The following is a 24,256-nucleotide window of genomic DNA, read 5'->3' as shown; positions in this document are numbered from 1 at the left end:
TTAGTCAGGCCAGAATAGGTGATATTAAAGAAAGCCATACACATTTCGGTCTCAGTAAAATGACAAGAATTTACTGGAGTGCGAAACTTTTAAGAATAGCTGCTTTAAGGTAGAATATGCTTATGTTTGGGAGTGTCCGCGCTAGAGTTACGATTGGCTCATTAGTTGGCCTACTTTTGATAGGTACCTTGAGCTATCACTGGCTAGAATCGTGGACGTGGATTGAGTGCTTTTACTTTAGTGTTGTGACGCTTACAACGGTTGGTTACGGTGATATCCACCCAACAAACGATACGACAAGACTGTTTACGGCAATCTTCATCTTATTCGGAGTAGCTATCGCGATATCGGCCTTAGGAATGTTGAGTGATTCATACATCAAGCGGCGAACTGGAAAGTAAGCAAAGTGGCCAAGAAGTTTAATCTGCTCGAAAGACAAATAAACTGGCTATTTGCCAAAGATAGCTTAATTAGTGATGAACTACTAGAAGAGAAGATGCGTTCTTACTCACGTTTTAGCGTATCTTATTATCTACTATTAACCGCATCGACGGTTATCGCTACGCTAGGCTTACTAATGAACGCATCGGCAATTGTTATTGGAAGTATGATTATTTCGCCACTGACATGGCCAATGTTTGGGCTCGCCGATGGTGCTTCGCTCGGTAACCATAAACGAATCAGAAATAATCTATACATAATTATCGCTTCTGTTGCTTATGGTGTTTTGTTGGCATATATTCTAACGATTTTTTCGCCGTTAAAAGTTATCAATTCGGAGATTATAACTCGTTCTACGCCAACGCTGCTCGATGCGGCTGTGGCCATAATGGCTGGTGCGATTGGGGCGATGGCAATTGTCCGCAAGAATATTAGCGACACAGTTGCCGGTGTGGCTGTGGCACTTTCGCTAACTCCGCCGATGTGCGTTATCGGCATTAGCTTAGCTCTTGGCGAAACTGCTATCGTCAAAGGTAGCTCATTGTTATTATTAACCAACGCCTTGTCGATAACTTTAGTAGCCGGGATCACCATGATACTTGTGCACTATTCTTGGCGACGCAAACTCCAAATGGCACCAAAGGCTTTTATTATCATGTTGCTGTCTCTGTCGATTACGGCAATTCCGCTGTATCAACTCCTAAAAACCTACTCACTCGAAAGCTCATCATATGTAGTCGTGCAGACCGAACTAAAAGACTACATCAACGCCATAAGTCCAAACGGTTCGGTCAAGAATATTAGTACAAGTTTAGAGTCTCGCTCGGGCCAGGACGTCTTAGTGGTCGATGCCGATGTATTTTTGCCACCTTCGGTCAATTTAACCTACGACGATAAAGATAAACTCACTTCAGAATTGAGTAACTCTATCAACCGTTTGGTGGATTTAAGATTACATATCCAGCCAATCTCACTGCTTTCTAACCTCGAGGACATCAAAGCTCAAGACACAATCAGATCAATCCGCGACAGCTTTAGCAAACATCTCAACGAGCTTTCTTCGGACCTTAATATTATCGAACTTGATGTTAGTCAACATGCCGAGACATGGACAATTAGCGCTCAATTAAGTGGCCCGGCCGATAGTTTGCCAGACGAAAGCGCCATCAACCAGTTGAACGATGTACTGAGCGCAGAACTACAAAAATCTATTAAGCTCGACATTAGCTACCTGCCATTAATCCAAATCAAGACAGATCAGCAATCAACCGTCGACGTATTGAAAAGTGAACTCCAAACTTTGATTAAAGCCAACGTGTCGGGCGCAGTAGTTAACAGTGTTGAGGTTACAAAACGCAGTGGTAATACGTATTTATTACTCGAGATTAAATTGCCCGACAGTCAATCGGTTACCACAGACTTGGCTCAAGATATTAAATCACTTGCAACTCGCCGCTTAAAAACACCTGTCACACTCCAATTACGTCTGGTCTACTACAGCGAGGAGCTGTTTTAATGTGGCGGCGTGTTCCGCATTTCTTGCAAATTATTTCGCTGACAGTAATTGGGCTACTGTCTTGGTTACTTTACGCGCAGCAACACTCTAGTCAAAAAGCTAGCTCGACAACCCCTAAGCTAAGCCAGGCCGAATTGGTAAAAAAACTTGGTTTTACTACAATTATCGATCCAGCTACAGACACACCAGTTGCAAGTGTACAAAGCCTTGCCAAAACTTCGAACGCGCAACCTTTTAAGCCAACCCATAGCAGTGATATTTTGGCTCAAGTGGAGTTCGAGCAACATCAATATATCGCGTTCTTAACACCCAACGACACCTACTATCCACTCTGGCATCTAACCAATATCAACGCCCCGAGTGCCTGGGATATAACTACTGGCAATAGCCAGATTGTGGTTGCAGTTGTTGATAGCGGTTTTGCCTTAGCCCATCAAGATTTAAATGCTAGTTGGTATATCAATCAGGCAGAGCAAGGCACCACAAAGGCAGGCGATACATGCTGGACTGGCAGTCCGGTGAACAAACAGACAAATAACTGCGATGACGACGACAATGGCTATGTCGATGATTGGCGTGGCTGGGATTTTTATGACATCGATAACGACCCTCAAGCGGGCGACCTCAACCCCACCGGCAGCGGCGTGACCCACGCCACAAACGTGGCAGGCTTAATTGCCGCGACTGCCGATAATGGACTGGGTTTGCCAGGGGTTGATTGGCAAGCAAAAATTATGCCACTCCAAGCATTGTCCGATAACGGCACAGGCTACACCTCTGACATTGTTGCTGCGATCGAGTATGCTGTCGATAACGGTGCCGACGTAATTAATCTTAGTCTTGGTGGCAGCGCCGATGACCCGGCCCTCGAAGCTGCCATCGACTTCGCAGCCAGCCAAAACGTTGTCGTTGTCGCCGCTTCTGGTAACTGTGCTTCGCTAGCCTATGATTTTTGCAATCAACTAGAAGCACCGGGTTATCTAACATACCCGGCAAAGTACGACAATCTAATCGCCGTCGGGGCAGTTAACTCTGCGGGAGTTAGAGCATCTTTTAGTAGTTACGGGCCAGAGCTAGATTTAGTTGCGCCAGGATCGGGCATAACTACTAGCACCAGCTGGAGTTTAGCCAACCAAACCAGTCTGTACTCGGGGGCGATAAGTGGCACTTCTTTTTCTAGTCCAGTGGCTGCAGGAGCGATAAGCTTACTGAAAGGCTATCAACCGAATTTAAACCTAGAAGACATCCGCTATTTGTTGACTTCGACAGCTAGCCGAGCCGGCAACTTTAGCCCCGACTATGGCTACGGACAAATCGATATCTTAGCTGCATTAGAGTTGCTAAATACCGATCTCGCCGACACTTTGGGGCGTAGTAGCCGAGCTCTACAGATTAGCAGCGTCGCAGGCGAGAATCCAGCCAGCCCTCTAGCCAGCAGCCAGACCACCCATTTTATAATCACTGCAAATCCAGGCGATCAGGTTAGTGTGACTGCCCGCAACCTCAATACAAATGCCAAAAAGACATTTTCCGCAATAAAAGTCGACGAAACCGGCGAATACCAATACAGCTGGGATACTTCGTTTCTAGGTGTAGGTGTATGGCGGCTAACTCCAAGTAGTCTATCTAGTTCTGGTAGTTCCGAAACGATTTATATAAATTAGTCAGTCAAACCCTAGCTCTGTATAATTTAGCCATGCTAATTGCTTACGACAAACGACCAGGTTCGCCAGCCACAAAACTACCTAAGGTAAAAAAGGGAAGTTGGGTTAGAATCGTTAGCCAATCAATCGACGAAGTCGAAAGTTATGCCAAACAGCTTAAGCTAGACGAAGATGCGCTGATAGATGGTATCGACTTGTATGAATCACCACGTATTGAACATTACGATGGTGCCACCTACCTGTACGTTAGGTACTGCGAACCAAGCGGCAACCTCACTAGTACCGAGCCATTACTGATAATTGTCAGTAAAGATAACCTAGTTACAGTTGCGCGAAAAGCAGTTAATGCAGTCGAGGAGATGCTCAAAAGCGACGACACATATACGGCTAATAAATCTTTATTTGTCCTACAATTACTGACACGCATTAACCGCGGCTATCGCAACTATATCAATGGTGTAACTCGCCAGATATTTGCAACCAGAAACCGGCTAGAGAAAAAAATTATCAGTAATGACGACGTCTTGGGTTTTATCGATACAGAAGAAGACCTGAACGAATTCTTGGCAGCTTTAATGCCCTACGGACTCGTCTTAAAAGCCATGGCGACAGGTCGCTTATTCAACCTCAGCGAAGAAGACCACGATTTACTCGAAGATCTCGAGTTATCAACCAACGAGTTAATAGAGCTTTCAAAAAGTCGCCTAAAAACTATGCAAAATATTCGCGAAGCATATACCACGATTGCCACAAACAACTTAAACAAAATCTTCAAACGCCTCACAAGTATCACAATTTTTCTTATGGTGCCGACAATCATCAGTGGTATTTATGGCATGAATGTGCACTTACCATTATCTGGACATGCCAACGCGTTCTGGCTAATCTCGATCAGTACACTCCTAATGATTGTGCTCATCGTGATGTTCTTCAAAAAGCAACGCTGGCTCTAAATAATCAGCATCGCGTCACCAAAAGAATAGAATCGATATTGTTTCTTTAGGGCATGTTGGTATATCCGCAGGAGCTCGTTTGCCGAGCCAACAAATGCTTCGACAAGTAATAGCAGGGAGGTACCCGGCAAATGAAAGTTGGTAATAAGCGAATCAACATTCATAAATTCGTAACCTGGTTTAATGAATATATTTGTCTTACCGCTAAAGCCTTGGCCCGAGACCGGCTGGCGATTGGGCAAGGACTCTAGGGTGCGCAAGCTTGTCGTACCAACCGCAGTAATATGCTTTGCGCCGGTAATTATGTGGCTGTTTTCGGCAGAAACTTCAAAAGATTCCGCGTGTAAAGCCCCAGCTTTATACTGAACTTCTGTCAATGGGGCAAAGGTGCCCAAACCCACCTTCAGGTCTACTTCTGCATAGGCGTGGCTGTTGCGAATTTTGGCAAGAAGTTTATCTGTAAAATGTAGACCGGCAGTCGGTGCGGCCTTACTACCTAGCTGCTTAGCGTAGACCGTTTGATACTCGGCTTCAAGTGAATCATTCTGGGCAATATAGGGTGGTAGAGGCACATGTTCGTATTGTTTTAGCATGGGGCTGTCGTGATCTAGATTAAACTCCAGCGTTCGGTGGCCATCGTCATTTATGGCTGTAACGGTAGCCTCGATACCGTCGGCCAAAACAAGTTTTTTACCAAGTTTAAACTTACGCCCAGGCTTGACCATCGCCACAATTCGGCGGTTGTCGAGTTTTTCGAGCACGAATATTTCGACATCATTTATTTCCGAACTGTTTGGGCTCGATGCAGTTCCGTCAAAGGACCGCGAATTATTAGTAAGCCGTACATTTGGTACGGCGCCGCGTGACTCGCAAGGTCCTGAGGCGGAAATACCCGAGAAGTCAGCAGTGCTACTAGCTCTGCTCGTAGGCAAGCTGACTAGCGCAGACTGTTTGGGGAATAGCCAGCGACACTGTTCCACTTTAGAGTTATTAACCACCAAAGTTGTTTCGGGAACTAAATATTTATCTAAATTATAGAAGTAATCGTCGGTTATCGTTTTATCGGCACGCCTATAAACCAACAACTTGGCAGAATCGCGTGGGCTAACAGGTTGCTGAGCAATCAGTGCTGGAGGCACTTCGAACTCGATGCCATATCGATGAGTCATGCAGCGTCCGGATACACACTAACCTGATTGCGCCCCGATTGCTTAGCTTGATAAAGGGCTATATCAGCGGCAATAATCGCAGGGTCTGCAAAACTGTCCTCGATCGCTGTCCCTACGCCAATACTTACGGTTACTTTTATAGTTTTATTATTATGCTGAATTTTAGTTGATTCGATAATTTGACGCACTGCTTCGGCTTTGTTTGCTACATCGTCTGCACTCGCACCAAGCATAGCCACTATAAACTCTTCACCGCCGAACCGTCCAACTACATCATAATCTCGCATGTTCGCTTTTATGATTTCTACTACCTTTATTAACACATGATCACCTGTGTGATGGCCATATGTATCATTAATTTTTTTAAAATGGTCTAGATCGATCATTACAGCGAATATTTGGCCACCAACCCCAAGCTCTCTGGACATCTCGAACATCAAACTTAGGTGCCTAGCCCAGCCTTCACGATTCCAGGCACCAGTTAATGGGTCACTGTACGCTTTTATCGATAATTCGGCATTGTTCTCTCGAAGTCTTGAGTTCTCGAGATAAGACTTTTTGAGTTCTATTTCTAGCTCGACAATTCTCTGTCGTAACTTATCGGCAAGCTTTTCGTTGATTTTTCGACTCATAATATACTAAACAATAATAACACGTTGTAGTCGATATAAATATCTGTTAGACGAACACTATTCAGATTATCGCGCTCAATTATTTAGGTTGATTGTCTAGGCTGTGCCAAAGCGTTAGGCTGGCAACTGTCCGGTAGGGGCTGAGCCGCTCTAAATTGGCAACTATCTTGTCTGCATCTGCCTTGCGGTCTAGCTGGTAGAGCTGAGCAGCAGCTGTCATCAATCCCAAATCGCCAGCGCTAAATACATCTGGCCGACCCATGGCAAAAATCAGAAACATCTCGGCACTCCAAGTGCCAATACCCTTGAGCTTGGTTAGCTCGGCGATCACTAGATTGTCGTCCATTTTGCCAAGACTAGTTAGGTCTACAGCTCGATTATCTAAGCTTTCAATCAAAGCACGAATATAGCCAATTTTCTGATAGCTAAGCCCAGCTGCGCGTAAACTGTCGTCATCTACTCGAGAAAAGTCTTCTGTAGCTAAAGGTTTAGACGTATCTGTACCAAGGCTAGCCAAAGTCCGCTGCCAAATGGTTGCGGCTGCCTTAACCGACAACTGCTGCCCAACAATTGTTCGGCACAATCGTTCAAAATACAGATCTGGCGCAATCACTTCTGGCTCTCGCGTAGTGTCTCGGTGTATCAACACCAGTTCGTGCATGCGCGGATCGACTTTGGCAAAATGGGCTAGGGCAGCGTCTATCATTATGGTAGCTTAGCGTGTTTTATCGAATATCTGCAACCACTAATCAGAATCGAAAGCTATTACATGTATAATTATGTCGTGTCAGAGGTTAAGTTAAACCAAGCTCAAGCCGAAGCGGTCGATTATATTTACGGCCCGCTATTGGTTTTGGCCGGACCAGGGACTGGCAAAACCCAGCTACTCAGCGCTCGGGTGGCCAACATCTTGCAGCAAACAGATACCGACGCCCGCAACATCTTGTGCCTTACTTTTACCGAATCCGGTGCAAGCAATATGCGCCAGCGGTTGCGCAGCCTAATAGGCGACGCCGCTTACAACGTCACCATTAGTACTTATCACAGTTTTGGTAGCGACATTATCAAAAACTACGCCGAACATTTTCAGTCAATTGCTGTTGAGCGTAGCGACGACATTCGCATGGAGCGGCCAATCGACGAGCTCAGCCAGATTCAAATCGTCGAAAAAATCGTGGCCAAGCTGCCTTTCGATAGCTTGCTGCTTGGTGCCCGCTACTATGTCAAAAGCCTTGTCGATACCATCAGCGACCTCAAACAATATATGATCACACCAGACGATCTGCGTGCACTAGCCAATAGTAATCTCACCCAGATCGAGGCAGCCCAAGACATCATCGATAGTGCAGTCAATGCCAAAGGCGGCATGTCACGCAAAAAGGCCGAGCTATTCGGGCAATATGCCGAACTCCGCGATGGTTTGTCGGAGCTTAGCGGCAGTTTGGTCGAGCTAGCCGCCAGCGAACTCGACCAAGCCTATCAACAGGCCGAAGCCGCAAATTCTAGCAAGCCACTTACAAGTTGGAAAAACGACTGGCTCCACAAAGACGACCAAGATGACTTCTGTCTAACCGAACGCTTGCGTAGTCAAAAAATGCTCGAGCTAGCCAATATCTACCAAGACTACCAAGAGGCACTCAAACAATCGGCTAGCTACGACTTCGACGATATGATCCTGCGCGCCATCGAAGGGCTCAAATCTAACCCCGAGCTCCGCTACAACTTGCAGGAACGCTACCAATTTATCTTGCTCGACGAGTTCCAAGACACCAACCCGTCGCAATTCGACCTAGTCAAGCGCATCGCCGATCACCCAGTGCACGAAGGCCGGCCAAACATCATGGCTGTCGGCGACGACGACCAAGCTATTTTTGCATTCCAGGGTGCCCATGTTGGCAACATGAAAGATTTTTTCGAAACTTTTGTAGACGTAAAGGTAATCAACCTCACCGAAAATTATCGCTCACATGCCGATATTTTGCATGTGGCTCATAACATATCCGAACAGATCGAAGATCGTTTGCATCGTCAGTTTGCAGACATCTCCAAGGTTCTCGAGGCTAGGGCAGAGGGCTTGCCAAAAACTGCCCAAGTTGGCCGCCACGAGTTTGCCGCCTCGGCCAGCGAATACGCATGGGTTGCAAACCAGATCGATTCGTTAATCAAGCAAGGTACTCGGCCCGACCAAATCGCCGTACTTGCCCCAAAGCACAAGATTCTCGAAGGCATGGTGCCATTCTTAAAACAGCGCGAGGTGCCGATTACCTACGACAAACGCGAAAACATCTTGCAAACCGAGATTGTCAGTGGTCTGCGTTTGGCAGCCCAGCTGGTTCAGGCGCTTATCAATCAAGATGCAACCCTAGTAAATCACTATATGCCGCTAGTGCTTAGCTTGCCTTATTGGCAGATTCCAGCCCGCGACATTTGGCAAGTCAATTGGCAGTATGCCAAGCGCAAAGAGGTTAGATCTTGGCCCGAAATCGCCGCCGAAAATCCTGTGCTAGAGTCGGCAATCATGTTCTATCAGGTGCTTAGCACCTACGCTGTTAGCGCACCACTCGAGCTAACTCTAGACCAGCTAGCCGGCACAAGCCCAGTGGTTATCGATGGTCAAGAACACTTTGCACCACTCAAAGCTTATTATTTTTCCAGCCAGGAGCGCAGTCTCGACGCCCTTAAATATTACGAATCCATCGCGCACCTTAGCGTTATTCGGGCCAAACTGCGTGAGCACCAGGTCAGCACCGACAAGCTACTCAATCTGCAAGATTTTCTAGACTTTTTTGATATGTACGAAGCCGCCGAGGCCAGCCTAACCAACACCCACCCGATCGCCCAAGCCGCCAACTCGGTGCAGTTAATGACTGTTTACAGCGCCAAAGGCTTAGAGTTCGAACATGTCTTTATATTGCAGGCTCACGACGATGTCTGGGGCAGTGCCAGCCAAAGCAACAATAAACTAGCCTTACCGCCCAACCTTAAACAAATTCGCTACAGCGGCTCGTCCGACGACGAGCGCCGCCGGTTGTTCTTTGTGGCTATCACTCGCGCCAAACAAGGCCTTTACATTACTTCGCACGCTACCAAAGATAACGGCAAAGCCACCAGCCCACTCAAGTATTTGGCCGAAGCCGATGGTGTATCTAGTTATTTGCCGGCCAGTGCGCAGCAGATCCAAACTACAGAAGTATCGGCCGACCAGCTCGCTGTCGACATCGAAACTCTCTGGCAAGCCGGCCAAGTACACTTGCCAGCCGATTTTAAAAGCTTGCTGGCAGATCGGCTCAAAAAATACCAAATGAGCCCAACCCATCTCAACTCGTTTATCAATCTCGAGTATTCCGGCCCAGAGGCCTTTTTGGTGCAAACTTTACTGCGCTTTCCGCAGGCGCCAAGCGCCAGTGGCGAGTTTGGTACAGCTATCCATAACACCCTCGAGTGGTATGCCAACCAAGTCGCGGCCAAGCAATCTCCAAGTCAGCAACAAGTCGCCGATCACTACCAGCGCGAGCTCAATCGCCGCTACCTAAGCCAAGCCGACAAGCAGCGGGCTCTTGGCAAAGGCCAAGCCGCACTCAAAAAGTATCTAAGCGCCAGGCATGACATGTTCAAAAAGTCGGCCAAAGCCGAGGTTAACTTTTATGCCGAAGGCGTGCACCTGGGCGAAGCCCATTTAAGCGGCAAGATCGACCGACTAGAAGTCGACGAAGCCAACAAAACGGTTAGAATTGCCGATTTTAAAACCGGCAAACCGCTCAAAAAGTGGGGGACTGATATCAAATCTATAACCTACAAGCAGCAGCTGTACATGTACAAGTTGCTTATCGAAGGTAGTGCAAGTTGGCGTGGCTATAGGGTCGAGTCGGCTCGGCTCGAATTTGTCGAGCCAGCAGGCAATGCCGATGGCAATATCTTACAAGCTCTCGAACTAGCCTTCGACCCAAAAGAAGAAGCTCAAATCAAGCAGCTCATCCAGGCCGTCTGGCAAAAGATAGTCAATTTAGACCTGCCAGATATCTCGGGCTACGACCAATCAGCCACCGGCAGCCAAAAATTCATCCACGACCTACTGGCCTAGTTTATATAATCGAATATATAAACTACCTAAATGGAAAACAGATCAAAACAGAGTAGAAAACCTGTACAGGGGTAGGTTTTAGGCGATGCTCGCCAGACTTCTTGTTACTTTTTGCTACAGGTCAAAATGTAACCAAAAAACCCGCTCCCATAAACTAACAGGTCCTTGGGTTAAAATTAACTAAAATTAGATAAGCACTGCGGAACGCAGATGCGGTCTTGAACAGTTTGTTCTTCGACTGGTCCTCGGTCTTATCTCTTTTAGTTACCCTTTTCCCAAAGATGTTAGTTTACGATGGAGATATCCCGGGCCCCTAAGATGGAAAAATCCCCCAAACAGGGTAGAATAGAGTTATTGTGAGTGATTTAAAAAAGCTACAAGATAGAGTGATTGCTTTCAGGGACGCTCGCGACTGGAAACAATTTCATAACCCCAAAGATCTGGCGATGTCACTAGTGCTCGAAGCCGCGGAGGTGCTAGAGCACTTTCAGTGGAAGAGCCCAGAAGAAATTGAAAAACACGTGCGTGATAACAAAGCCGACATAGGCGAAGAGCTGGCCGACACCTTGTATTGGATACTACTCATGGCCCACGACCTAAACATCGACATCGTCGAGGTGTTCGAAGCCAAGATGCAAAAAAACGAAGCCAAATATTCCGTCGAAAAAGCCAAAGGCAACCATAAAAAATACACGGAGCTAGCTGAAGAATGATACTTTACCAATCTACAGTTAAAGAATTTTGTGAAACTGTAGATTCGGGTAAAATTCTTCAGTCAATTGAAAGTACATTTCGAACAAAACTTGGCAGAAACATACCACCAGCAGAACGAAGTGCATACATCAACTCTTTGCCACAAATGGAGCGAGTCGTCAGGCGCTCAGGCATTGCTGATGACTGCGGCGTGTTGATCGAATACGTGATTCCTCTTACATCAAATCGTATAGATTTTATCGTCGCCGGCCAGGATGAACACGGTAATAACAACTTCATAATTGTAGAACTTAAACAATGGCAAAAAGCTGAGGTTGCATACGGTGAAGGTGTCGTAAGCACGTTCGTTGGTGGCAATACGCGAGAAACAACCCATCCGAGCTACCAGGCAACATCTTATAGGCAGTTTATGTTTGATTTTAACGAAAATATTTCTCAAGGAACTATCTCAGCGTACTCTTGCGCTTATTTACATAACTACGAGCAAAAAGATCCAGAGCCACTTCTTGCGGAAATATACTTAGATGTAATCGAACAATCACCCATATACTTCAGAGACGACCAGGAGAAATTAGAAAGCTTTTTAGCCAAATTTGTAAAATACGGCAAAGGCACAGAAATTTTATATCAAATAGAGTCTGGCAAAGTTAAGCCAAGCAAAAAATTAATTGATCACGTCTCTGGGTTATTTGAAGGAAACCAAGAATTTGTTCTACTAGACGAGCAAAAAGTTGCTTTTGAAAAAGCTCGTTCAGTAGCAAGAAATACGTCAACTAAGTCAGTGGTAATTATAAAAGGCGGACCAGGTACTGGTAAGTCAGTTATATCCGTGAATTTACTCGGTCAATTGCTCATAGACCAGCTCAACGCGGTATTTGTAGCACCAAACGCTTCGTTTCGTGATGTGATGGTCAAAAGATTAGCAAAAGAGCATTCAAAAGTAAGGGTAAAGAATCTATTTAAAGGCTCAGCTGGATTTGTTGATGCCGACCCGAACACGTTTGATGCACTTATTATTGACGAGGCACATCGACTGAAAAGAAAAGGTGCGTTTATGTACAGGGGCATAAACCAGGTTGAAGACGTTATTCGGGCTGGCAAGACATCGATCTTTTTCATTGACGACGATCAAGCCATCCGACCAGATGATATTGGCTCAGTAAAAGAGCTGAAAAGACTTGCCGATGAATATGACGCAGAAATACATGAGATAGAATTAACGGCACAGTTCCGCTGCTCAGGAGCAGAAGGCTATATCAACTGGCTCAACCATGTTTTTCAGCTCAAAGAAACGGCTAACTACGACGGCTGGGAAGATGGTGATTTTGAGTTCAAAGTTTTTGATGACCCAAATGAGATGCGGAGGGCAATAAAGGCCAAGCATGATGCAGGCTTCAAAGCACGAGTGCTAGCAGGCTATGCCTGGAAATGGACGAGCGCTAGAGAAGGCAACCCCGACGCCGAAGTAGAAGACGTATCAATACCTGAATTTGATTTCAGCATGCCTTGGAACTCAAGGAAAGTTGGCACCACCTGGGCAGAAGATGACGAAGGCATTCATCAGGTAGGGTGTATACACACCTCTCAAGGTCTAGAATTCGACTATGTAGGTGTAATTATTGGCAATGATTTGCAGTACGATCCAGAAACTATGACGTTCGTAACTAGTCACGAAAATTACAAAGATGGTGAAGGCAAAAAAGGCCTAAAGGACGATCCAAAAGAACTAAATCGCCTCGTTCGCAACATCTATAAAGTTCTTATGACTAGAGGGATGAAGGGTTGTTATGTATACACTACTAGTCCTTCTTTGAAGAATTATCTTAACAAAAAGGGCAATTCCTAAATGAGTGTATACATAAAAAAAGTAAAAATTAGTAACTATCGTTCTATAAAGAATGAAGAATTCGACCTAGCAGTTCCCAATGGACAACATGGCAGTGGGCTCACAATAGTGGTCGGACCGAATAATGTGGGTAAATCTAATGCATGTCGTGCTATAGATGCACTATTCAATAAATTTTCAGGGGATGACAAAACTCATGGGACGGATGACACTACATCAATTGAAGTCGAATTTATTTCTTCTGATTTTGAAAAATCGATCGAGACCTATGTAACAGAAAACAAACAGGCTGCGTACAAAAGTGCAGTGCTAGATGGGTCTATGCATGCTAAGAGGTCTGATGAAGAGAGCATTAGTAAAATATTTCTAAAACAATCTGATGGAACCTATAAGAATAGTTCAGGCATTGATGCGCCTTTCGGATCGTGGATGAAAATGAGAACTATAGACCCTGAATACACAACAGATGAAGCAACAAAATATGGCACCACATCTATTTTAGGTGACTTGCTCGGAAAAATTTTTAAAGAAATAGAAGAAGAAAAGCGATATGACGACCTAAAGGATGCGTTTAAAGATCTTTTCGAAGATAACTCTATATTTGAGAAGAAGAGCAAGGATGTATCCGAGAAAGTATCGGGTTATATTAAAGAATTTTATGGTGAAGTTGGAATAAATTTTGTACCTGAAAGACCAGACCTGAATGCACTCACAAAAAATGTTAAGACAATCGTCAAAGACGGGAGCCACGATTCAGAAATCAATACAAAAGGATCCGGTTTACAGCGCGCCGTGATAATAGCATTGATACAGGCTTATGCGGCATCTTTCGAAAAATCAGAACACAAAAAGCCATTTTACCTTACGATAGATGAGCCAGAACTCTCCTTAAGCGCCCAGGGACAAAAAAAGCTTTTAAATGCTCTGCGTGTAATTACCCAAAGAGAACAAATAATATTAGTCACCCATTCACCTTACTTTGCAAACTGGACTGATTTAGTAAATGGAGCAAAGATTGGGAGAGCAACATTTAGTAAAAAAGAGGGAACAAAATTACACTGGCTCGACTCAACTTCTAAATATAGCGAGTTAATCGATAATTCAGAGAAGGAATGGCAAAAACCTTTTATACTTGATGAAGCTACGAAAGAAATTTTATTCTCCAACAGCGTACTTATGCTAGAAGGTCAAGAAGACGTGGGCTTAGTAAGAAAATGGGCCAATGAATGTGACAAACTACTACCTTACGATGTATTTGGGTATGGAGTTCAGGGTTATGTAAATTTCAGACCATATCTACAAATGGCGCAAGATACTGGCCTTGAAAAAGTAGCAGCAATTTACGATTACGGTGAGGCAGAATCAAAATGTATGGAAAAAGATTCTGAAGATTTTAGCTCATTTAAGCTCTTGCAGTTAAAGGCAAATGATATCCGAGACAAATACCGTCCGTGCGGGAATTGTGAAATGTGCGCAATAGATGTAAAAAAGTGCAAAAACAAAATACAATTCAAGACGGGATGCTTTGACGAGCACGGCAATAAGAAAGAAGCGTCAGAGGAATTCAAGAACTTTGTATTGATAATGGATCAGGTTGATGAGTACTTTGGAGGTTCAGATGAATGAAATAATTTGTCCGCACTGCAAAAAAGCTTTCAAAATCGATGAAGCAGGCTATGCTGATATCTTAAAGCAGGTTCGCAACACCGAGTTTGATAAAGAATTACATGATCGCCTAGCTGCAGCAGAAAAGGACAAGCAAAGCGCAATCGAATTAGCAGAAGAGAAAGTTAAAAATCAGCTCCAGGAAGATCTAGCCGACAAAAACACCGAGATTTCTAAACTGTTACAAAAACTAGAAACGATCGAATCCGAAAAAGACAGCGCGGTAAAACTTGCCGAAGAATCTACAAAAAACATCTTACAAGCTGAAGCTGCTAAAAAAGATGCAGAAATAGCAGATTTACAACATAAACTCGAAGCGAAAGATACCGAAAAACAACTAGCTGTCACAGAAGCGCTAAATAAGATAGAGAAGGAGCGAGACGAGCTAAAATCTCAACTTCGTGAAAAAGAAGATCAAGTTAAGCTAGTCGAATCGCAAACAAAAATATCACTGCAGCAAGATATTGCCAAAAAAGAAACTGAGATTGCTGAACTGCGTGCAGAAAAGGCTGCATCGCTACTAAAACTCAAAGTAGAAAAAGACGCTGAGATTGCTGACCTTAAGGCATTAATAGAATCGTCCGAAACTAAGAACAAATTAGCACTGACTGAAGCGGTCAATAAACTAGAAAAAGAACGAGATGAACTCACAAATAAGCTCGAAAGCAAGGACACTGAACAGAAGCTACTAGAATCATCACTTAAAGACAAATATGAAACGCAGCTGAAGGATCGTGAGGATACTATCGAGCGGCTGAAAGATATGAAAGCAAAGTTATCAGTAAAGCTTGTTGGTGAAACACTAGAGCAACATTGCCAAAATGAGTTCAACGCCGTCCGTGCCGGTCAATTTCCATATGCTTACTTCGAAAAAGATAACGAAGCCATCAAAGAAGAAGATGAGACCAAAGGGACCAAAGGGGACTATATTTACCGCGACTACGATTCACCCAATGGAACCGAGATTATTTCAATAATGTTTGAAATGAAAGACGAACAAGATGTATCTGCAAACAAACGAACAGTAGATAGCCATCTAGAAAAGCTAGACAAAGATCGCAAGAAAAAAGGCTTAGAGTACGCGGTACTTGTTACTTTGCTTGAAGCAGATAATGATCTATACAACAGGGGAATTGTAGATCTGTCGTATAAATATGAAAAGATGTATGTTATTCGACCACAATTTTTCCTCCCACTGGTGTCGATGCTTAAAAGCGCAAACATCAAATCGGTCGATGCAAAACGACAGTTACTTGCAATTCAGGAACAAAATATCGACATCACTAACTTTGAAGAAAATATGGAAGCATTCAAACTTGCCTTTGGTAAAAACTACGAACTAGCCGGACGAAGATTTACTGAGGCAATTGATGGTATCGATAAAACTATCAAGCAACTGGAGAAAACTAAAGCTGCGTTGTTATCTAGTGAGAATAACTTGCGTCTTGCCAACGATAAAGCACAAGACCTTACAATCAAAAAGCTTACACGAGGTAATCCTACAATGCAGCAAAAATTCAACGAGCTTGATAAAAATTAGTAGGTGTCGACTTTTGCGGATTTTTGGAGGTTGTGGCGGGCGCAGAGGAGCTGGATGTTTTCTTCTTTCAGGCTAGTGCCACCTTTTGAGTAGGGCAGTATGTGGTCAAAATGCAGATTATCTTTGGCGCCACACTGTGTACACATTCCTTTGTCACGCTTAAATACAGCTAGCTTGATCTTGCCAGGAATTTGACGCGTTTGTTCGAGGTCGATGACTTTTTTGGCACGATGTTTTTCTGCCTCTTCGAGTTTTTGCTCGGTGACGGTGAATACAAATTCAAATACTTTTCTGCGTCCACGTTCGATGAAAGAATAATCACGTATCTCAAACAAACCACGGTAAGTCCATATGCCCATTTGTAACTTTTCATACACTTTTACGAGAGGGTAGTCACCGGTTTTCTTTGCCCGGTCTATTGCGTGGCAAAACATACCATTTTGAGTGAGTGTGCCGCTAGGGTTAGCTGAAGGCTGATCGTACTCTTTTAACTTATCACCCGGCACATCATGGCCCTCATAGTAGATAGTAAGACCATCGCCAGATATTCTGTCTGCATACGGCGCATTCGGCTTGACCGACATTAACACTACAGAATAGCCTGGTCGCAATTCAAAATTCATACCTCTCTGAAGCTGTTCTTGCTCTTCTTCATTGCACAGATCACGGTAAGAAATAATCTGATTAACTACAAAACTCATGAAGGCAGCATAACAGTATTTATAATTAATATGAATGGTACGTATATTTTTTATGGCTAAATAGTTTATTGAATGTAGTTCAGATTATATAATCGATTATATAATCTGAACGTTAAGGAGGGGCAAGATGGGCGATAAGAAATCTAGTGAAGTAAACATTCGCAAACTGCAAAAAACTGGTAAAGATGGCGAGAGCTATATGCTGACGTTGCCGAAAGCTTTTGTAAAAAAGCTGGGCTGGAAAGAGCACCAAAAAGTTGTTGTCGAACTCAAGGGTAGCCACCTAGTGATCACCGACTGGGTAGAATAACATTTAGACCATTAAAGTATAATGGTGTAGTGGTGTTTCGTAAGAAAAAGACTAATACCGATCAGTTGCACATGGCTTTTCATGTTGGCGATACCATGGCGTATGAATACATCCCGGCCGAAGTTTCTGCCACTTACATAGATTTTTTACGTTACGTAAGGTGGATTTTGACTAAACTGCACAAGCCCCACTACTACTACTGGCAATATCGGCACTTGTACGATATACAAACACGCAAGCAAGAAGACCTAAGATTTATTATGCATGTCTGGCAAGATCACCAAGGCAAGCCCACCAACCGCATGGAAAAATGGCACTATTATAAAGCCATGAGACTCTACGGAAGTGAGGTCGAGGCTTTTGTGTTGCCCAAGCTAAGATGCGAAGGCAAGGGCCAAGCGATAACCCACGAATATGCCCTAGCATACTATAAGCGCTGGCTATACAAAGACGCCGACCCCGAGCTAAAGTGCTTTTACCACGGTGTAGAGATCGACGAAATTGTCGAACTGATTGACCGAATGATTGCTCGCACCAAACAAAGCAAAAAACGCCGCGCCTCTCGCCGACTTTACCTCAATAAGCAGCTTGCCAAAAAGCAATCTGGCAAGCCCTAACAGAACCCAACAACCCGGTCTTTTGCCTTTTATGCTCGTTTATTGTAATATATTCTAAATGTCACATATACGTAGTGGTTTATCTAGGTCGTTAAGCGAGTCTCAGGCTCGTCTATCTGCGGACGACCCCAGACAGGCTTATGGATACAGCCATGGGTACCCAAAAATGCCAGTTGAGGCTATGGACATAAACGCCGAAACTTTGAGCCAAAGTTTTGAAAACTTGAACAGATTATCTGGCGACGAACTATATACAGCAGCCAGACAACTTGCTCAAGAACTGGCTAGCAAATTTGCTCTGGTAGATGGCGGAGAATATGAGGTTGACGCCAAACAACTACTTGAAAGCCTTCGTGGTTGTATCGATTTTCCGGACATGCACGATAGGCACGCCAATGGCTTGTTGAATAATCTTGATAGATTTATGGGTGCCATTTGGAGAACAACACACGCTTACGAACAAAGGATCACTCACGAGCGTGGGGGATTCAGCTATATTGACTACGCACTATGGGAAATCGAGTTAGCCCAGTTACCAGATTATGTTGCTGCAAGCCTGGAGGCAGATGACCTCGACTATTATGTTGAAGGGGTTTTAAAAGCACTTGGGCAAGGTGAATACCTAGATGACTCGATAATTGAGCAGGCTGAGGCATGCTTACTCCGAGTTAGTCAGCTCAGGCAATCCAGCCCAAGAGAACTCAGGCGCTCGTTTATTAACGTAAAGTTTGTTGAAGAAGCCGAATTTGATCGAACCATTGCAGATTATAAAAGAAAATCTCGGACCTTAAGTGAATGGTCGGAGCTTCGCCAGTCTAGATCAGAACAATACGAAACAGCCGCCAGGTTTGCAGGTAGAAAATACGCCAACTTGTTGATTCTGCGTGATGGGCTTGATTATTTCCACCAACATCTACCCGAGCTCGACGTAGCTGAGTGTTTTGTGCCAATTTTTACTGGTTTTGGCGCCGAGCACTATGATACATGGCTACAGACTGGAGTTGTTCCTGCAGAACTGGTTGAAGCTATCGAGAACTGGATTGCAAATAACCCGAGTGGAGATGGTTATATCTTGCGGAGCAGCGGAATAAACACCGAAGACGGTGAGCATATGGCGCCTGGGATCTTTGAAAGCACAATCCTCGGCAGCACTAACCGAGATGCAATCATTGCTGCGATAGAGTTGGTTTATAGCTCGGCAATATCTGATCGTGCAAGCGCCTTTTTAACCGAAACTAACCAGGCCCAAGAACGCATGGGCTTAGTACTCCAGCATCTTGTTATGCCTCCCGATTATACAAAACGCATGACAATCGACACAGTTAAACTACACAACCCAGCACTCGCGCAGGCGAGGATAGACGAAATCGACTCTTCAGATGCTCAAAACATTCGGGTTACGAAGACTACGTTAATCGACCTCAATCGAAAAGGTATGGTGTCGGAGTTTGGGTCAAGCCAATATTCGCACGATCCTGCTGCTTTGCGCTTTCATATCCCACCAGACATACGCAAGATACCTGTTTTGGCCTCTCACCAAGCAGCACAAGTGGCAGTGCTTTGTGAAAAGATTATGGGTTGCCCAGTCCAAATTGAAACCGTCGAAGACTATCTAGAAGACCGTGACGTAATCGCCATAGTCCAAGCCAGGGCTCTGCCAACTAATTGGTTAGAACAACGCGGCTTCGACGGATTCCCAGAAGCAGACCAAAAACCAAGCTTTATTGGTCGAGCCTCGGGTTTTGCGAATGGGCTAAACGTAAGGGTATTTGACAACCTATACTTATTTGAAGCAGTCCAACAAATAGAAAAAACTGGCGAAGCTGCGATGGTATCATTTAGAGATTCTTTTGGACAACATGGTGCCGATGAGTACTTGCTAGGTAATATTGGCCGCTTAGACTCGAGCCAGAGGGAGTTGCTTGTTGTTCATATCGAGCGCCCTCCTCATAAAGTTGAGAATGACCTATTTGCTTCGGGTTATGGCCACCTAGAAACTCTATTTGGAGTTCTAGGTATAAAGCTCGTGATAACCGACCCGGAAGGCAATAACTACGGGCAAATAGACAAACAATCAAGATACAAAGTATTTATGGATGGGTCTAGGGCCCAACTATATCGGCTTTAGAATTATCGCCTGCCCAAGTCGGTATGTTATCTGCAAAATGCAAGCTTATGCAATATTCGGCATCGTGCTCAGCAATGTGTTCAGCGACTTGTTTTGACCTGGCCGGATCGTACCCATTTTGTTCAAAAAATACGTTAACTAATAGACAAGAAAATTTATAGACTTTTCTAATCACGTGCCCGATTTGTTCGTAGTATTCTTCTTCGCTGCTATAGCTACCAGTTTCACATATTTCGAAAGCTCTTCTTGCATATTCAATAACTACCGGGATCTGCTCTGAGTTTAACGCTAAGGGCTTTCTTTTGCGTACTACAGAAAGATCATCTATTTCATGAGTGGAGAAATGTGTTAGATAGTACTTAAATATCGCAGTCTCTACTGGGTTAAGATCAACGCCGGCAATTGCATCGATATAGGCTGACGTAAAATAACGACATGCAGCTTCGATTGCTGCACGGACATATACGGGAGCATCTTTGTAATTATTTGGCCCGTTTAGAAACATAAAGATAGATTCAGTTAGTCCGTTCAAAAGCATTCTGAAATCGTTGGAAAATAGTTCCGGCTTTACATCGTCGCTGTCTTCTGGGAAGACGCTTGGCAGTAGCAACGAGTCTAAATCGACGATTTCGCCAGCTAAGGTTAGGTTGCCTTTATTGAGATACTTATGCGCACCACCTAGTCGCCTCAGCCTGCCAAGATTAAGTCCAAGTATTTTTGGCAGAGTACTAAGTAAATAATTCTCGGTACCGTAGTGTCCTTTTGCCCTAGACATAACTTCTGCAAGCTCTGGGTCGTTTTCGGCACGCTTGTCGAGTTGTTTTAAGATGTCTTCTACCAATACATCTAGTTCGCCACGCTCGTACCTAAACAGCTGGAGTTCTGAAAGGCGTCGATTTGTAATCATCCCACGGTACATAACACCAAACTGCATTTCGGTTAGCTTTTGGCCAATATCACCAACTACACCAACGGGCATTGGTAACTCTGATGCGATTGCTCCATTCACCCGAGCACAACAAGCTAAGTAATCATGTATGCACTCCCTGAATGCTTGCAGGCCCATATCTTTATGGTACAGCTCGTGTTTAATCCGCTTTGGACGGGCAGCCAAAATTGGCCACTCAGTCAGAACTCCAGATCCACGCAAAGCTTTGCTAACTTTGATTACACGCGGGAATACACTAGCATCTAGCATGCCGTGCACTCTTACGCCGTTTGGTTCGTTGCGCGAAACACTAATAAGAGGCGAAGAAGAACAAGCACCCTTAATGGTTAGGTCGGGATATTCGCCGCCAAACTCGTCTACTGGTGTAACTCCTGTAAAGATATTATGCTCGAGGTCTACGACAGTCCGCCCATGAACAGCACTTTGGCTTAAAAATGCCTTTAAGGCTTCGTTGCCAAATTGAGCCACGACTTCGGGGTCTACAATAGCCTCGAGTGCACGCGGATCGACAAATCTGTCACGTTTGACAGATGGGGAAGTATAAATATCCATATATACTTATTATATACTAACTTTGCTTGTTTTGCTAGCTCTGGTTTGTGTATATTTTCAGATGCTAACTACTGTTATAGTAGTTTATGGTATGATTAAACTATGATTGACCTAGAATTTCGTGGAGATACTCACCAAAGACGCACCCCAGGCAGTCAACTACGTCTAGCTTATCATCTTGCAAAAGCGGTATCAGAATCGCTTAGACCACCTATTTCGGAGCCTACACTAAAACAAGAATTAACCAACTTTGTTGTTAGAATAAGTCAGAAATACGATTTTGAATCTACAAACGGTGCGACGGCAGACACACCGGTAATTTAGCTTAAGACATCAAGCTGATTGTCTGAGTAATACCAATAGACTCTAAGAAGTATTCGTCGTGAGAGGCGACTAGCATAGCCCCACGATATAGCTCGAGTGCATGTTCGATGCTATCCCGAGTAGCGATGTCTAAGTGGTTAGTTGGCTCGTCTAGAATTAGTAGATCGTGGTTGCCGAGTAGCAGTTTGGCAAAACTAAGCTTACTCTGCTGGCCACGCGATAACTCGTTTGGTTTTAGACCAAGAGCAGCTGCTTCTAGACCGAGTGCACGCGCCTGGCGATGGATAACCGTTCTGTCTGAGTTTGACTGAAGCAAGTTTTCGAACGACGATAAGCTAAAATCGAGTCCGCTAACTTCTTGTGAGATATAACCAATCGATATGCCTGCGCCGACAACAACCACACCACTGCTAGGAGTGATGCTTCGATGGGCTATTCGCAGCAGAGTTGTCTTGCCACAACCATTTGGACCAACTACTACAACTCGCTGCTGACCACGAATCTCGAGACAAAAGTTGTTAACTTTGGGTAGGAAATCTACGTTAATATTGTCGAGCTTAACCACCAACTTACCACCGCGCACGGCGCCATTTAGTTCGAGCAGATAATCTTTGGCTATGTCTGGTTTTTCTAGACTTGCAAGCTGCTCGATACGTGAATTTATGGCTTTGATTTGCCGGCCTGTGTTAGTTTGCGAAGCATTCTTGTTGGTATTAAAACTTATTTTGGGTATGCCCATGAGCTTGTTATAGCACTGATTACTGGTTGCTTGCATCTGCTGACTTTTGGCTTGGAGTAAGCTATTGAGCCTTTTCTTTTCGTCGAGGTTTGATTGATACTCGAGCAATTGATGTTGTAGCTCTAGCTCTTTTTGAGATTTGTAATCATCGTAATTGCCCTTATATATAGTTAGCTTTGTTGCCTCAAGTAGTAATACTTTGGTGCATGTGCGGTTGATAAACGACCGGTCGTGACTCACTAGTATTACCAGGCCTTTGAAATGTTTTATATAGTCTTCTAGCCATCGTAAAGCGGTTGCATCTAGATTGTTGGTTGGTTCGTCTAACAACAAAATACTTGGTCGTGGTGCTTGGGCCAAAACCATAGCTAGCGCAAGCTTGGTTTTTTGACCACCGCTTAGCTTAGACGTGGGGAAAGTTAACGACTTTTCTAGGCCAACTTCTGCCATAGCAATATCGGCTTGCCAAGACTCGACCGAGCCAAAACAGCCTCCTACAGTATTGGCAAGCTGTGGATGCTGGGGGACATAGCCGACTGCACCACGATACTTTACGGTGCCTTCGTCGGCCTCAATCTGGCCAAGTATAATCTGCAATAATGTAGATTTACCGGCGCCATTTTTGCCAATTAGAGCAACAACCTCATGGTCGATACCGAGGTTAATATCTTGAAGAATTAGTTTGTCTCCGAGTGTTTTATAGATATGTGCAAGTTCGAGCATACTGCCTCCAACGCAAAAACCGAGCACTTGTATGTTTGTCAGCGACTCACACCGTGCTCGGTTAAAGAAAAAGGGGTTAGATGATATAGATCAATAGCAAAGCTACACTGTTGGTGTGAATTAGCTGTTGATCTGGTAAATCATCGGTGTAATAACTCCTTTTTATATGATTAATTAAGATATTACCATAAACACAATATATAGTCAATGCATGGATAGTCTCTTTATAGACAAAGCCCTCGACCATTCGAGAGCTCTGCCTTGCGGGCGGCTACTACCAGGTCGAGGACCAGAGGACCACAACAATTTCTGCCAGAATGATGATCATGTAATGATCAGAAGCAACAAGACAACCAGCGCCAACACTGCCCGAACCCGGCTACCTGCTGGATACGGTTTGTGGGTGCTGCTGCTTGGATTGAACTGCCTAACCAGCATAGCCAAGACAATGCTCAATAGAACTAAATTGCCGACCAAGACCGTCAAGGAATAGTTGTGGTTAAGTGCGATCACGCTTGTTCTCCTAACTCTCAGGGGGCGTGCGTAATAGAAGCATACAGCTATGATTCAAAATATAAAAATTTTGTTTGAGATGTAGAGTTATATCTACTAAACTTCAAAGTCGCTTGGTGTAAGCATGCCGTCAAGGCAGGCAGGGTGATCAATGGTTCTGGCGATTGCATTGCCTGCGGCACCACTACCATATGTCGAAAGCGCAGTTTGCTCGACTAAATCATTACCGTCGCAAAATTCAATAATATCTGCGTAGTTTTCCTGGTCATTAAAAAAACTTAAAACTCGAATTCCGTTAGGATAGTAAGTAGCCTTTACTTGTGGCGTTTCACCATCGTTTTGGGTTATTTGTTCCGCAGTATCAACACTTCGTTCATCGTCACCGCATGCCGCTACCATAAATAAAAATGGAATCATCGACAATAAATATCTGCTAACATTACGTTTTTCCATAATAATCCTGTCTTAGAGTTATTCTG

At 44.3% G+C, this 24,256-nt stretch carries 21 protein-coding genes; 14 read left to right on the top strand and 7 right to left on the bottom strand.

Translation table 11 applies throughout. The annotated features are described in order from the left end of the window. Positions 1 to 122 precede the first annotated feature (122 nt). From H6798_03010 to H6798_02995, 4 genes are read left to right on the top strand one after another with little or no spacing between them, the layout of a single operon-like run. Positions 123 to 401 (top strand): two pore domain potassium channel family protein, encoded by a 279-nt coding sequence (locus tag H6798_03010; GenBank protein ID MCB9821483.1) that lies wholly within the window; start codon positions 123 to 125, stop codon positions 399 to 401. A 5-nt stretch (positions 402 to 406) separates the two neighbouring features. Beyond that, entirely contained in the window at positions 407 to 1,957 is a 1,551-nt protein-coding gene (locus H6798_03005) for a DUF389 domain-containing protein (GenBank protein ID MCB9821482.1), read from the top strand. Further along, complete coding sequence (locus tag H6798_03000) at positions 1,957 to 3,621, top strand: S8 family serine peptidase (GenBank protein MCB9821481.1); 1,665 nt, start codon at positions 1,957 to 1,959, stop codon at positions 3,619 to 3,621. Before H6798_03005 ends, H6798_03000 begins: the two co-directional genes overlap by 1 nt. A gap of 32 nt (positions 3,622 to 3,653) precedes the next feature. Next, positions 3,654 to 4,574 carry a magnesium transporter CorA family protein gene (locus H6798_02995; protein ID MCB9821480.1) on the top strand — a complete coding sequence of 307 codons (921 nt, stop codon included), beginning with the start codon at positions 3,654 to 3,656 and terminating at the stop codon, positions 4,572 to 4,574. Here the strand turns inward: H6798_02995 and H6798_02990 are convergent. The 3 genes from H6798_02990 to H6798_02980 all read right to left on the bottom strand — a co-directional run bounded on the left by H6798_02990 (position 4,571) and on the right by H6798_02980 (position 7,081). Further along, entirely contained in the window at positions 4,571 to 5,743 is a 1,173-nt protein-coding gene (locus H6798_02990) for an S-adenosylmethionine:tRNA ribosyltransferase-isomerase (GenBank protein MCB9821479.1), read from the bottom strand. The genes H6798_02995 and H6798_02990 overlap by 4 nt on opposite strands. Next, positions 5,740 to 6,375 carry a GGDEF domain-containing protein gene (locus H6798_02985; protein ID MCB9821478.1) on the bottom strand — a complete coding sequence of 212 codons (636 nt, stop codon included), beginning with the start codon at positions 6,373 to 6,375 and terminating at the stop codon, positions 5,740 to 5,742. The genes H6798_02990 and H6798_02985 overlap by 4 nt, the downstream gene beginning before the upstream one ends. A 79-nt stretch (positions 6,376 to 6,454) precedes the next feature. Next, positions 6,455 to 7,081, bottom strand: a complete 627-nt coding sequence (locus H6798_02980; protein ID MCB9821477.1) for a DNA-3-methyladenine glycosylase 2 family protein — start codon at positions 7,079 to 7,081, stop codon at positions 6,455 to 6,457. 78 nt (positions 7,082 to 7,159) lie between these two features. On the opposite strand from H6798_02980, the gene H6798_02975 reads away from it, so the two are divergent. The 5 genes from H6798_02975 (at position 7,160) to H6798_02955 (ending at position 16,221) form a co-directional block, all read left to right on the top strand. Continuing rightward, complete coding sequence (locus H6798_02975) at positions 7,160 to 10,456, top strand: ATP-dependent helicase (protein MCB9821476.1); 3,297 nt, start codon at positions 7,160 to 7,162, stop codon at positions 10,454 to 10,456. Between the two features lie 446 nt (positions 10,457 to 10,902). Then, positions 10,903 to 11,169 carry a nucleotide pyrophosphohydrolase gene (locus H6798_02970; GenBank protein MCB9821475.1) on the top strand — a complete coding sequence of 89 codons (267 nt, stop codon included), beginning with the start codon at positions 10,903 to 10,905 and terminating at the stop codon, positions 11,167 to 11,169. Next, on the top strand, positions 11,166 to 13,016 hold the full coding sequence (locus H6798_02965; protein ID MCB9821474.1) for a DUF2075 domain-containing protein: 1,851 nt from the start codon (positions 11,166 to 11,168) through the stop codon (positions 13,014 to 13,016). Before H6798_02970 ends, H6798_02965 begins: the two co-directional genes overlap by 4 nt. Beyond that, complete coding sequence (locus tag H6798_02960) at positions 13,017 to 14,642, top strand: AAA family ATPase (GenBank protein ID MCB9821473.1); 1,626 nt, start codon at positions 13,017 to 13,019, stop codon at positions 14,640 to 14,642. Next, positions 14,635 to 16,221, top strand: coding sequence for a DUF2130 domain-containing protein (locus H6798_02955; GenBank protein MCB9821472.1), 1,587 nt, complete (start codon positions 14,635 to 14,637; stop codon positions 16,219 to 16,221). The genes H6798_02960 and H6798_02955 overlap by 8 nt, the downstream gene beginning before the upstream one ends. Here H6798_02955 and H6798_02950 read toward each other — a convergent pair. Further along, positions 16,218 to 16,844, bottom strand: a complete 627-nt coding sequence (locus H6798_02950) for an HNH endonuclease (GenBank protein MCB9821471.1) — start codon at positions 16,842 to 16,844, stop codon at positions 16,218 to 16,220. The two genes, H6798_02955 and H6798_02950, sit on opposite strands and share 4 nt — an antisense overlap. A gap of 205 nt (positions 16,845 to 17,049) precedes the next feature. Between H6798_02950 and H6798_02945 the strand changes: the two genes are divergently transcribed. Genes H6798_02945 through H6798_02935 form a run of 3 tightly spaced genes read left to right on the top strand, consistent with a single transcriptional unit; the run spans position 17,050 to position 19,977 of the window. Beyond that, positions 17,050 to 17,232, top strand: coding sequence for an AbrB/MazE/SpoVT family DNA-binding domain-containing protein (locus H6798_02945; GenBank protein MCB9821470.1), 183 nt, complete (start codon positions 17,050 to 17,052; stop codon positions 17,230 to 17,232). Between the two features lie 32 nt (positions 17,233 to 17,264). Next, positions 17,265 to 17,849 (top strand): hypothetical protein, encoded by a 585-nt coding sequence (locus tag H6798_02940; GenBank protein ID MCB9821469.1) that lies wholly within the window; start codon positions 17,265 to 17,267, stop codon positions 17,847 to 17,849. 58 nt (positions 17,850 to 17,907) lie between these two features. Further along, positions 17,908 to 19,977 carry a hypothetical protein gene (locus H6798_02935; GenBank protein MCB9821468.1) on the top strand — a complete coding sequence of 690 codons (2,070 nt, stop codon included), beginning with the start codon at positions 17,908 to 17,910 and terminating at the stop codon, positions 19,975 to 19,977. On the opposite strand, the gene H6798_02930 is transcribed toward H6798_02935, so the two are convergent. Continuing rightward, complete coding sequence (locus H6798_02930; GenBank protein MCB9821467.1) at positions 19,952 to 21,478, bottom strand: hypothetical protein; 1,527 nt, start codon at positions 21,476 to 21,478, stop codon at positions 19,952 to 19,954. The two genes, H6798_02935 and H6798_02930, sit on opposite strands and share 26 nt — an antisense overlap. A 102-nt stretch (positions 21,479 to 21,580) precedes the next feature. Here H6798_02930 and H6798_02925 point away from each other — a divergent pair, with 102 nt between their 5' ends. Continuing rightward, positions 21,581 to 21,802, top strand: coding sequence for a hypothetical protein (locus H6798_02925; GenBank protein ID MCB9821466.1), 222 nt, complete (start codon positions 21,581 to 21,583; stop codon positions 21,800 to 21,802). A gap of 1 nt (position 21,803) precedes the next feature. Here the strand turns inward: H6798_02925 and H6798_02920 are convergent, their stop codons facing one another. Continuing rightward, the gene (locus H6798_02920; GenBank protein MCB9821465.1) at positions 21,804 to 23,264 is read right to left on the bottom strand and encodes an ABC-F family ATP-binding cassette domain-containing protein; all 1,461 of its coding nucleotides are present in this window, start codon (positions 23,262 to 23,264) and stop codon (positions 21,804 to 21,806) included. Positions 23,265 to 23,475: 211 nt separating this feature from the next. On the opposite strand from H6798_02920, the gene H6798_02915 reads away from it, so the two are divergent. Further along, positions 23,476 to 23,757 carry a hypothetical protein gene (locus H6798_02915; GenBank protein MCB9821464.1) on the top strand — a complete coding sequence of 94 codons (282 nt, stop codon included), beginning with the start codon at positions 23,476 to 23,478 and terminating at the stop codon, positions 23,755 to 23,757. Positions 23,758 to 23,873: 116 nt separating this feature from the next. Here the strand turns inward: H6798_02915 and H6798_02910 are convergent, their stop codons facing one another. Continuing rightward, positions 23,874 to 24,230 carry a hypothetical protein gene (locus H6798_02910; GenBank protein MCB9821463.1) on the bottom strand — a complete coding sequence of 119 codons (357 nt, stop codon included), beginning with the start codon at positions 24,228 to 24,230 and terminating at the stop codon, positions 23,874 to 23,876. Positions 24,231 to 24,256: the final 26 nt, after the last annotated feature.

The organism is Candidatus Nomurabacteria bacterium (genome assembly GCA_020631905.1).
GTDB lineage: Bacteria > Patescibacteriota > Saccharimonadia > Saccharimonadales > VXPC01 > JACKGQ01.
The sequence above is the reverse complement of the archived record's forward strand: the minus strand, read 5'-3'. Positions and strand labels throughout refer to the sequence as shown.